The organism is Laspinema sp. D2d, from assembly GCF_025370755.1.
Taxonomy (GTDB): domain Bacteria; phylum Cyanobacteriota; class Cyanobacteriia; order Cyanobacteriales; family Laspinemataceae; genus Laspinema.
Map to the genome: position 1 here is coordinate 53,843 of NZ_JAMXFC010000017.1, position 11,329 is coordinate 65,171.

Annotated in this window: 9 protein-coding genes; 2 read left to right on the plus strand and 7 right to left on the minus strand. The window is 48.9% G+C overall.

Annotated elements, in window-relative coordinates:
• Positions 1-167 precede the first annotated feature (167 nt).
• From NG796_RS13275 to NG796_RS13295, 5 genes are all read right to left on the minus strand, one after another.
• The gene (locus tag NG796_RS13275; protein WP_261207305.1) at positions 168-1,340 is read right to left on the minus strand and encodes an exonuclease SbcCD subunit D; all 1,173 of its coding nucleotides are present in this window, start codon (positions 1,338-1,340) and stop codon (positions 168-170) included.
• Positions 1,341-1,406: 66 nt separating this feature from the next.
• Complete coding sequence (locus tag NG796_RS13280; protein WP_261207360.1) at positions 1,407-1,730, minus strand: S-layer protein; 324 nt, start codon at positions 1,728-1,730, stop codon at positions 1,407-1,409.
• Between the two features lie 67 nt (positions 1,731-1,797).
• On the minus strand, positions 1,798-2,640 hold the full coding sequence (locus NG796_RS13285) for a CPBP family intramembrane glutamic endopeptidase (RefSeq protein ID WP_261207306.1): 843 nt from the start codon (positions 2,638-2,640) through the stop codon (positions 1,798-1,800).
• Between the two features lie 15 nt (positions 2,641-2,655).
• Complete coding sequence (gene clpS / locus NG796_RS13290; protein ID WP_015146967.1) at positions 2,656-2,937, minus strand: ATP-dependent Clp protease adapter ClpS; 282 nt, start codon at positions 2,935-2,937, stop codon at positions 2,656-2,658.
• Positions 2,938-3,183: 246 nt separating this feature from the next.
• Complete coding sequence (locus tag NG796_RS13295; protein WP_261207307.1) at positions 3,184-6,390, minus strand: SBBP repeat-containing protein; 3,207 nt, start codon at positions 6,388-6,390, stop codon at positions 3,184-3,186.
• A gap of 448 nt (positions 6,391-6,838) precedes the next feature.
• On the opposite strand from NG796_RS13295, the gene glpX reads away from it, so the two are divergent.
• The gene (gene glpX / locus NG796_RS13300; protein ID WP_261207308.1) at positions 6,839-7,876 is read left to right on the plus strand and encodes a class II fructose-bisphosphatase; all 1,038 of its coding nucleotides are present in this window, start codon (positions 6,839-6,841) and stop codon (positions 7,874-7,876) included.
• 393 nt (positions 7,877-8,269) lie between these two features.
• Positions 8,270-9,568, plus strand: a complete 1,299-nt coding sequence (locus NG796_RS13305; protein ID WP_261207309.1) for a glutamyl-tRNA reductase — start codon at positions 8,270-8,272, stop codon at positions 9,566-9,568.
• A gap of 426 nt (positions 9,569-9,994) precedes the next feature.
• Here the strand turns inward: NG796_RS13305 and NG796_RS13310 are convergent, their stop codons facing one another.
• Positions 9,995-10,732, minus strand: a complete 738-nt coding sequence (locus NG796_RS13310; RefSeq protein ID WP_261207310.1) for a hypothetical protein — start codon at positions 10,730-10,732, stop codon at positions 9,995-9,997.
• A gap of 55 nt (positions 10,733-10,787) precedes the next feature.
• Positions 10,788-11,069, minus strand: coding sequence for a hypothetical protein (locus NG796_RS13315; protein ID WP_261207311.1), 282 nt, complete (start codon positions 11,067-11,069; stop codon positions 10,788-10,790).
• Between the last annotated feature and the right edge of the window lie 260 nt (positions 11,070-11,329).

The following is an 11,329-nucleotide window of genomic DNA, read 5'->3' on the forward strand; positions in this document are numbered from 1 at the left end:
AAATAAAATAATTTTATCGTAAATTTGGGCAATTTGGAGAGGGTTAACAATGGGTAATCCGCTCAGTCTCAATTAAAATTTGGGAAGCCGATTCATCATACCCAATTTGGGTTTTATTGGGTCTGTAAAAACCCCGCAGGCTGAACCCTGCGGGGAAATTTTGCCTTTTAAACTGGATTTTTCTCTTTCAATTTATGATATAAACTCTGGAATTCTTGAACAACCAACGGATCCGGGGTAGTTTCCAACCGTTCTTGGTAATAGTGTCGAAATTCCTCTACGGGGTCAAATGAATTGCTGTCTCGAATTCGTTGCCCGGGATTAGCGGTTGCCTCCGGATAAATCGGTTGAATTTGTAACGCCTGGGGACAAATTTGCCGGACGCGATCGGCCAATCCTAACTGAGGGCTGTCTAATTTGACCATCACCTTGAGAAATCCTGGATAATATTGATAGGATTCTAAGGTATCATTCAAGGTATCGCCATGACACCAAATGACTTTTAATGGCTTCTGACAGGCAACGGGAATAAATTCGACTTGGGCTGCACTTCCCGGTTCTACTGTAATTAAACAAAATCCCTTTTCTTGTTCCGCTTCGCCGAAATCAATTTGAATCAAAGACCCAGAATAATAGGTAGGGCAACTCGCTTTAATCTGTTGATGGACATGAATATGCCCCAGAGCAATATATTGGGCTTCTGGGGGTAAAATTTGCTCACCTAACGCATAAGTATCGCGGGTGTAATAGGCAACTTCTGAGTGAGCCAACCGCGCCCCATCCATAGCTAAATGACCCATGAGAACATTCACGCGATCGCCCCGAAATCCTTGGGTCAAATCGGCAAACAAATCTGCTACAATTTCGCGATAGCTTTGACGTTGGACGACTTCATCTTGAGTCCAAAGGGCGTGCGCATCTAACATCCTCCGTTCCGAGGCAAATGGCATGGCACCGACGCACAATTTACCACTTTTTGTCTCCAATGTAATCACCCCGCCATCATCACCCCGGCGGGGTTTTCCTAATGCCTGAATTCCTGCTAAAGAGAGTAATGTAGCCAAGCCATCAATGCGCGTTGCCGAGTCATGATTTCCGGCGATCGCCACGGCTGGAATTCCGGCAGCTTGTAATCCACAAAAAAACTCATACGCCACTCGTTCAGCATAGGCGGGGGGATTGGGAACATCAAAAATATCACCGGCAATTAGGACCGCATCCACCTCCCATTCAATGGCATAAGCCAGAATTTGCTGTAAAACACCAGCAATTTCCCGAGTCCGGTCTATCCCTTTTAAACGTCGTCCCAAATGCCAATCTGCAGTGTGGATTAGTCGCATGGAGAGGAGTTCCAAATCAGTGTAATCACAGTTTTCATTATACCATTTAGAATGGTATTTTCTCCGTTAAAGGGTGGGTTCTGGACTCTCGGGCAAGGTCAAAGGGTTAGGGAATAAGCCCTCTTCTCGAATCAATCGTTCAATTAAATTCGGAGGGGTTGCGGACCGGAATGGACCACAATAAGAAATCTTTTGGACCGATAAAAACGCCCAATGATCCGGGGGAACATCACTAAAAAGCGGCGGTAAAACTTCTACTCGGTCTTCCACACAGGCTTGCACAATTTCCTCACGAGAGACGGAGGGGGGTGGTGTGGGTTGCGATCGCCCAGGAACCGCCAAAGTGGCGATCGCCAGCAATGCAGTGGTGACAATTCGGATGGGTTGCATCACTCTTCCTCCTCCCTTTAAATATCTTTAATTCAAGGCATAGTCTGATGATTCAGACCCCGTTTGTTTACTTCTCACGTTTGAGTTTAAACTGAGCCGCACCATACATCCCCAAGGCGATCGCACTTAATAAAAATATTCCAGAAATCCCGGCGATCGGATTTTGGTCCATCCCCGTTATCCACTGCGGAACAGACTCCGAATATTCGACTAATTGGCCCGTATTAATAATATAATAGCCGCAAACTAAACCCCCATGAAAGCCAATCGGTAAACCTAAGCGACCTTCCCCCACTCTTTTGGCCGCCAGCAAGGTTAACCCCAGCAACAGCAACCCCGGAAAGGCCGGTAAATTCCGAATCATGGCCTCAATTGGTTTAATAAAATGTAAGAGGGCAAAAATTATGGTATTTGCTGCGATCGCCACTGCCGGACGGTAATCCCGTTTTAACTCATCGAACAGCCAACCGCGAAACAGTAACTCTTCAGCAAATCCGACCCCGAGGGCGATCGCCAGTCCTTCTAAAAGAACCTTCGGCAATCCAGTCGGATTCGGCAATTGCCATCCCAACCACCCCAACAGGCCCTCAACGACCAGTAATCCGAACAGAGTCAACAAACCTAGGCCAAGACCTCCGAGAAGGTCTTGGCCGTTGTTTCGAGAAAACTCTAACCCATAGTCTTTAAGAATCTGGGGTTCTCCGTAGACCCGGGACCCCCAAAATCGCACTAGGAGAATAAACTCTCCATATAAAACTGCCATTGATAAAATGCTCACCCAGTTGGGGTCCGGGACAAGCCAATAAATCGGCACCGCCAACGGAACCCAAACCCCCAAAAGCATTGCCACAAAAATAGCTAACCTGCCTGGGGCCGGATAGTCACCGAAGCGGATCCAGTTCAATTTCACGCGATTCCCTTTTCCCTATTCGTCCGGTTCGATGGTACTGGTCAACCCATGATTTTTGAGAGTTTCGCAGTAAAACTCCGCGTGTTCCAGGGCGCAGGTAATCACCAAAGCAATGCCATTGCTGTGGGCTTCCATCATAATGCTAACCGCTTGAGGCTGAGTCAAACTCGGAACGGTTTGCATTAACGTTTGCACCACGTGTTCCATCGAGTTAAAGTCATCATTATGTAGCAAAACTCGATAACGCGGTGCTATTTTCCGAACCGTTGAAGTCTTTTCAATGGTTTCTACTGACACGGCGCTCTCCTTTAATTCAGCGATCGTAAATTTTTGCAGTCAATCCTAGGATTTTGAAGCATTCCTATTCAGAATAACTTACTAATCCATCCCCCATGAAGACAAGGAGGGAAAACCGCACTGTTTCCCTCTGAGGATTTAGAAAAAACCCTACCCTCTCTTCCCCAAGACTGGGAAATTGCCTGGGGAGACCTAACCCCCTAACTCCCTTCCCTGCGAGGGAAGGGGGGGTTGTAGATGACGGTATTAGGGGGCTGCTACCCGTCCCTCCTGTAATCCGAACAGGACAAAATGCTCAAAGGCACTACCAAAGGCCCCGCGATTGATAGCCTGGGCCACATCAATGTTCCGGAATAAATAAGCGGACTCGCTGAATACCGGGCTGGGTTGACGACCCTGGAGTTCTCCCTGTTCAATAAAGTGCTGGAATCCACTCACGAAACCCCCAGCGGCCACGATCGCAGCTACGTCAGGATTTTGAGTTAGATAAAAGGTTTCATCAAACGCCGGATTAGGATTGCGCCGTTCAAACTGACCCGACTGGAGATAGTGACTGTAACCACTGCTGAAAATCCCAGCAGCAACCGCTTCGGCAACATCGGGATTTTGGCGGAGGTAGAAACTTTCTAAAAACAGCTTGACATTGCGATCGCGCCCTTCAAAAAATCCCGTCTGCACAAAATGGTCAAACCCACTCGTCACCTGACCCGTTCCCACGGCTACGGCAACATCAGGATTTCGGGCTAAATACTGCCCTTCATTGAAAAACTGGGTCGCCGCCGGACGGCCCTCATTTCGGCCAAACAGCAAATAATGTTCTAACCCACTGGTCAAATTCCCCGCAGCCACCGCTTCTGCTACCCCGGGATTTTGGGCTAAATAGCCTGCTTCATTAAAATACAGGCTTAGGGGGTTGATCCCGCGTTCGGTGACCGACTGAATGAAGTTTTCAAAACGTGGGGGCGGTGGCGGTGGTGCAGCGGGTTCCGTGGGTTCCGGTGCAGGGGGGAAGGGTTCGGCACCCCCTGGACCCGGTAAAGAACCTGGACCTGATGGCGGGGTTCCTACCGGGACCACAATCGGTTGAGTGGGAGAGATAGGTTGGGCGATCGCCACCACAAAAGCATCTCCTTGGACTCCCCCTGCGGCATTCGGCAACGGATTCACCGTAGCGAAATTCGCCGACCCACTTTGACCCGTGACAAACGCCGTTCCTGCGGCATTCACCGCGATCGCATTCCCCGACTCAAACCCATTTCCACCCAGATAGGTCAAATAATCAATCGTCCTCCCATCAGCGAGAATTTTACCCACAAACGCATCCCCATTCCCCCCAAAACTGGGCTGAATCGGTGCAACCTGGGGTAAATCCGAGGAGGTGGTTTCTCCCGTCAAATAGACATTCCCGCGATTGTCGATCGCCATATCATTCCCCGACTCAAACCCGCTACCGCCGAGGAAGGTGGAATAAATCAAACTTTTCCCATCCGGTGCCATTTTAGTGACAAAGGCGGAGGATAAGCCATTTAACTGCCCTTGAATGGGATTAACCGTGGGGAAATCTCCCAGGGGAATCACTGCCCGGGGTTGAGCATCCCGGGGGACTCCGGTGCTTCCGGCAATATAAACGTGACCCGCCGCATCCACAGCGATCGCATTCCCCACGTCACTATCTCGTCCCCCTAAATAGGTCGAGTAAATTAACTGACTGCCATCACTACTAATTTTGGTAACGAACGCATCCCCCCCGCCTCGATATCGCCGCTGCAATTCTGACACCAGGGGAAAGTTATCCGTGCTCGTTTGTCCCGTGACATACATATTCAGGGCCGCATCCACGGCGATCGCCTTCCCCACCTCATTTCCAAATCCTCCTAGGAACGTGGAATAAAGCAGCCCTCCGAGGGGGTTAAACTTCGCCACAAACACATCAGACCCATTGGCCCCAATGGTTTTTTGCACCGCCCCCACCATCGGGAAATTTTCAGAAAAGGTTTGGCCGGTGACATAATAATTTCCTCCACTATCGAGAGTAATACTATTCACCGCATCAAACCCCGCGCCTCCAAAATAGGTCCCGGATTCGATAAATCCTCCACCGGGAGTCAATTTGACAATAAAGCCATCGCCTTGCCCATTAGCTGTCGTCTGGGCTGCACCTATGCTGACGGGAAAATTATCTGAACTGGTTTGTCCGACAACAAACGCGCTGCCGCGACTATCAACAGCCACATCTAAAGCTTGGTCGTTTTCCAGGCCCCCTAAATAGGTGGAGTAGAAGGCGCTGGCCCCATCAGCGGCAATTTTGGTAATAAAGGCGTCAAACTTGAAGGATCCGGGATTACTCAGGGTGCTTTGTAAGGGAATCCGCGTGGGAAAGTCCGTGGAGATGGTTCTTCCAGCGATATAGATATTGCCTTCCGCATCCAGGGCGATCGCATCCCCTTGGTCTTGCAGGGTCCCGCCCAAATAGCTGGAATATTGCAGGGTTGGGTCAATAATTAAGGCATAGTTGGGGTCATAAGCGCCTAAGTCAAATCCAACTTTGCCCTCACCCAGTAATTCATACTGACCCGCCACCGCCACGCGATCGCCGTTGATATCCTGATAAATAATCGGTGCGGCCTCAATTAACTCACCCAAGGCCGTTTCCAGCACTAGCGCCCCCTCCCGCAGGGTGACTGCCTCAACTCCGGTATAGTCCAACAGAATTTGCCCCGGGTCGGCTCCAGGGTCCACCACAAATTCCCGTTTGAGTTCTCCTTCAGTGCCGCGATAGACCAAATCAATCCCGTCATAAAGGTCCCGATAGGCAATGCCTTGGTAGGTTGGAACATTCCCCGACCAACTGGACCCATCGGACCCGGATAAGAAATTTGCCAATCCAGGCAAGGGTTCTATCCCTTCGATCACCGGATCGCCATTGGCTCCCAAAAACTCTAAGCGGACCACGGAAGATTGCAGGTCATCGGATTCGGGGTCCGGTTGTGCCGCAGCGGTGAGAACCACCTCATCTGGGGTAAAGAAAATGGCATGAGAAGCCCCTCGGACCGAGAAATTCACCGTAGGGTCAAATTGCCCTGCATTGGGAATAAAACTTAAGGGTAACTGGCCTAAATTGGGGACCTGTTCCCCAATCACGGGGTCCCCGGAAGCCCCCTCCGGAGAAACCGATTCAGTTGGGGCGATCGCCTGCGGCATAGCTCCGCTTACCGGCAACCGTCCTTCCGGCTGACCATACAGCAGCCAATGTTGCCACCCACTCTCAAACGCCCCAATTTCAACCGCCTGAGCCACATCGGGATAGGCATTCAAATAAAACTCAGCATCGAATCCCGTGCCCCCCGCTTCAGTGGAGACAGGCCAAAGCCCAGCGGCATCGACCAGACTAGACGGTTCTAGTGGCGATCGCCATTCGATTTCCAACCCCTCGACATCCATGTTGTTTTGCATCGTAAAAGTGTTTTAAATCAGACCAAAGCAGCACGACTCGGCAAGGGTAAGGCGTTTTGCCTGCTGGGAATCCATCGTGCTGGGTGTGATCATAGCCGATCCTTTCGTTAGACCCACGAATTTTCCCATTCTCGCCTGGGGGAGTCCCGCCATTGGTCCACCCTATCTCTCCCAGATTACCCACTACGGCCCATTTCTCAACCTCGGGAATTGAGGTTACTGAGGCGGCGCGATCGCCAGGGGTTAAAAAATCAGGGGAATTAGGGCCCCATTTGGGCGGTGAATCCCCATTTCTTGTCCTGGGAAACAAATGGACCCCAACCCTAGCAGCAAAACTTAACAAAAACTGAGTTAAACGCGATCGCTATGGGTATCCGTCCTCTGATAGACTTTTAGACGGTTGTAGCCAGAGAAAAGGCTGCTGATAGGCAGTTGGGAGGAAAATTCCGTGGATAGTGTAATTGGTTTAGAGATTATTGAAGTCGTCGAACAAGCCGCGATCGCTTCGGCTCGTTGGATGGGTAAAGGCGACAAAAATACCGCTGACCATGTGGCGGTAGAAGCGATGCGCGAACGCATGAACCGCATTCATATGCGAGGCCGCATCGTCATCGGTGAAGGCGAGCGCGATGAAGCTCCCATGTTGTACATCGGGGAAGAAGTTGGCATCTGCACCCAGGAGAATGCCAAGGACTTCTGTGACCCCCAACAACTGATCGAAATTGATATCGCCGTTGACCCCTGTGAAGGCACCAACTTGGTCGCCTACGGACAAAACGGTTCGATGGCCGTTCTCGCCATTGCCGAAAAAGGTGGCCTGTTCCGAGCCCCCGACTTCTACATGAAGAAGCTCGCCGCACCCGCCTGCGCCAAAAATCATGTGGACATCAATAAATCTGCCACGGAAAACCTGAAAATCCTCTCGGACTGCATGAGTCGCTCCATTGAGGAATTGGTCGTGGTAGTGATGGATCGTCCCCGTCACAAAGGCTTAATCGAAGAAATCCGCAACGCCGGAGCCCGCGTGCGTCTGATCAGCGATGGAGATGTCTCTGCCGCTATTTCTTGCGCCTTCTCCGGAACCAACATCCATGCGCTGATGGGAATCGGTGCTGCTCCTGAAGGAGTCATCTCCGCTGCGGCCATGCGCTGTTTAGGCGGTCACTTCCAAGGTCAGTTAATCTACGACCCCGAAGTCGTGAAAACTGGGCTGATTGGTGAAAGCAAAGAAAGCAACATCGCTCGTTTGCAAGAAATGGGTATCACTGACCCCGATCGCGTTTACAACGCTGAAGAATTAGCCTCTGGAGACACGGTGCTGTTTGCCGCATCCGGTATCACTCCGGGAACGTTAATGCAAGGGGTTCGCTTCTTCAAAGGCGGCGCTCGGACTCACAGTCTGGTTATTTCTAGCCAGTCGAGTACCGCTCGTTTTGTCGATACCATTCATATGTACGACGCTCCGAAGAGCTTACAATTGCGCTAATCCAAACTCAGCGCGGTTAAGGAAGGAACGAAAGCAGGATGACCTCACATTTGTGATGTCACCGGGGTAAGAATCCCGCTAATTGATCAGCAGAATCTTTACCCCCGCGATCGCCACGGTGATCCCTTCTGCCGGTGGTGCGGACCCCCCTAAAGTCCGCTCCCTTCCTCTCCTTCCCCAACCCGCTCTCCGTGCAGGTCAGAGGATTTTTCCTCCTGGACTTTGCCTCGATCCCTTGTTCAATCCCCGAGGATTGCGCTAACCCACCCGGGTTTCAGTTAGCATAAAAATAAAGACAACCCGATTAATTCAGTTCGCTAGAGATAGAATTTCATCGATACGCTTGTCAAACATCAAGAGGGCGTAAACGACTAAAAAATCCAGGGAGAAATCATGAATATTGCAGTCGTCGGTCTTAGCCATAAGACAGCACCCGTAGAAATTAGAGAAAAGCTGAGTATTCCCGAACCCGATATTAAAGAGGCGATCGCTCATTTATGTAGCTATCCTAATATTCGAGAAGTCGCGATTCTCAGCACTTGTAACCGTTTAGAAATTTATATCGTAACGGGTGAAACCGACTCCGGCGTTCGTGAAGCCATCCAATTTCTCTCAGAACGCGGCCAATTAAACGTTCATAAGTTACGGCAACATCTGTTTATCTTGTTACAAGAAGATGCCGTCATGCATCTGATGCGGGTTTCCGCTGGTTTGGATAGCTTAGTCCTCGGCGAAGGCCAAATTTTAGCCCAAGTTAAAAATACTCACAAACTCGGTCAGCAACATAATGGGGTCGGACGCATTCTCAATCGTCTCCTCAAACAAGCGATTACCGCAGGCAAACGAGTCCGCACAGAAACCAGCATCGGCACCGGCGCAGTTTCTATCAGTTCCGCAGCGGTGGAACTGGCTCAAATTAAGGTTCAGGACCTCGCACCCTATCGCATTGCCATTCTCGGTGCCGGGAAAATGTCGAAACTCTTAGTTCAACATTTACTCTCCAAAGGTGCGACCCAAATTACCATCCTTAATCGCACATTACGGCGCGCCGAAGAACTGGCTAAAAACTTCCCAGATGCAGAATTAAAACTGCATTTAATCTCAGATATGATGAGCGTCATTGCCGATTCTGATATTGTTTTTACGAGTACCTCTTCCACTGAACCGATTTTAAATCGGTCCAAACTCGAATCAGTTTTAAGCCCTAATAGCTCGATGATGCTAATTGATATTTCAGTACCGCGTAATGTGGATTCTGATGTCAATACCCTCTCGAATGTCCATTCGTTTAATGTGGATGACTTAAAAGCCGTTGTCGCTCAAAACCAAGAAAGCCGTCGGCAAATGGCAATGGAAGCTGAGGGATTACTGGAAGAAGAAGTTGAAGCCTTTGACGTCTGGTGGCGCAGTCTGGAAACGGTGCCGACGATTAGCTGTTTACGGGATAAAATCGAAACCATTCGCGAGCAGGAATTGGAAAAAGCCCTGTCTCGTTTAGGGTCGGAATTTGCCGAAAAACATCAGGAAGTGATTGAGGCACTCACCCGAGGGATTGTCAATAAAATCCTGCATGATCCAATGGTCCAACTGCGGGCACAGCAAGATATCGAGGCGCGCCGTCAAGCGATGGAAACTCTACGCTTGCTGTTTAACCTAGAGACAGAAACGCGATCGGGCGAACAGTACAGTTAGTCCGGAGTCCAGTTAAAGGAAGAAACCGGGTTTTTGGCCTAAATTTCTGCTTACTTTGCATCAAATTTGGACTAAAACTCCGGTTTCGGGTCCCGGTAATCTGATTCTGTACAGGCGGTTATAGGCCATTTGAACAGGTTTATTCTTCTCATTTACCCTGTCTGGTTAGGGACCGATCAGGAGCGTGAGCAGTCGTCTTCTCCAGCAGATTGGGCTAATTCATTTAATTTGCATATAAATTTTATTAAAACTCTTCGGATCCAGAATTAGGCAAATCTATAAAATCTAAAAAATCGAGTCTTAAATGTAGAGGGAATTTGCTTGGATGGCTCTACATTATACCTCTTGCAAAATTCTTTTAAGCCGATGGGCGTTTTCAAGGGGAGTTGGGGGAATAAATCGGTATTTTGCAAGAGGTCTATAGTCTTAATCAACGACTTGAGTTTTAAGTCTTTTAATCGCGGCAATCGAAACATTCGGGGGAACGGTTCCCATTGCTTTTATTTTTACCGTTTCATCTTGAATAAAATTACTCCCAGAATAAAGAAACTCACCAACTTTAGCCCCTGATGAATCATAAGCACCAAAGGTTACAATTATTGTGCTAATTGGTCTTAATATTTTCAGGTCCGCTTCTGCATACTTGATTCCAAAATCTCCCTCTACTAATCGCGCCTCTCCAATCGTAACGGCTTCTGTACTCTCAGGAGTGGAGTCATTTATCATTGCAATTAGAGTTTCAACAAACTCTGTGCGTTCTCCCCACTGATTTGCTGCCTTCATCTGCGGGCTAAGATTTATAGAGGGGGGTGAATTCGCCGTTAAATCGACGGAAGAAATTAGCCCCGCTTTTTTGTTGACGATATCGATCGCCCATTGTTCATGTAGTTCGGCTTGGCTAGAGTTGGGTGAGTAGCGATAAACTTGAATGTTCCTAGTCCCTTTATAAGAATCCCAAAAAAATGTTTTATCCCATTTAAACACTTTGTCGTTAGTTTCGATAACGCATTCATTGTCTTGACATTTAGTTTGTAGCCGAGTCCGTAAATTTAGAGAAGCTGTTTGAAAATCTGGGGAACTATTCAAAGTGTTCTCCGAAGTAATTTGGGGTTGACATCCCATTAAAAATGTGGCTAGAAAAGAGACAATTATTCGTTTTTGCATGGCTGATTTGTGGGGTGAAAGTAATGCCCAATGCTTGAACCGGGCATTACTGTATTTATTTCAAGCGGGTTTGGGATTTACTGCTTAATGCTCCACCCTGAAACATCACGACAGCATTACTCCCGTCTGAATTGGAAAAAATCATCGTTTGCCATTCCCCCGACTCGCTCACAGTAGAGGGCGCAGCACCCATCACTTCTTTCACTTGTTCCATGCTCATGCCATTTTGGAGTTGATCATATTGGCTTAAGGTGAAACTTGGCGATTGAGATATAGGGACACAAGCCACAAGCGCGATCGCGGATGCACTGGCTCCTATAATAATTGGAATTCTCATGGGGTAAACCAAAATCGAACACTAAATTGTTCTAACCAATCACGTTCGATCCGGCTTATCCCTCACCCGATCGCCCCCAAAATTCCTACCTCGACTCGCTTTATGGCAGAACGGGGATCCGAGGAGTTAGCCCGAGCCCACTGGCTTCGTTCCTATAGTCCACCCTTTAGGGTGCGGAGTTGATTAAAAATTATGCAAATTAAGAGTATTAAGGAGTGGGAGCGATCGCCATTTGCGGACTGATGACTCTACAATGACAG

Coding starts and splice junctions, on each gene's coding strand:
- NG796_RS13310 (WP_261207310.1), bottom strand. CDS start 10,732: ATGCAAAAACGAATAATTGTCTCTTTTCTAGCCACATTTTTAATGGGA.
- NG796_RS13295 (WP_261207307.1), bottom strand. CDS start 6,390: ATGCAAAACAACATGGATGTCGAGGGGTTGGAAATCGAATGGCGATCG.
- NG796_RS13280 (WP_261207360.1), bottom strand. CDS start 1,730: ATGCAACCCATCCGAATTGTCACCACTGCATTGCTGGCGATCGCCACT.
- NG796_RS13305 (WP_261207309.1), top strand. CDS start 8,270: ATGAATATTGCAGTCGTCGGTCTTAGCCATAAGACAGCACCCGTAGAA.
- NG796_RS13275 (WP_261207305.1), bottom strand. CDS start 1,340: ATGCGACTAATCCACACTGCAGATTGGCATTTGGGACGACGTTTAAAA.
- NG796_RS13315 (WP_261207311.1), bottom strand. CDS start 11,069: ATGAGAATTCCAATTATTATAGGAGCCAGTGCATCCGCGATCGCGCTT.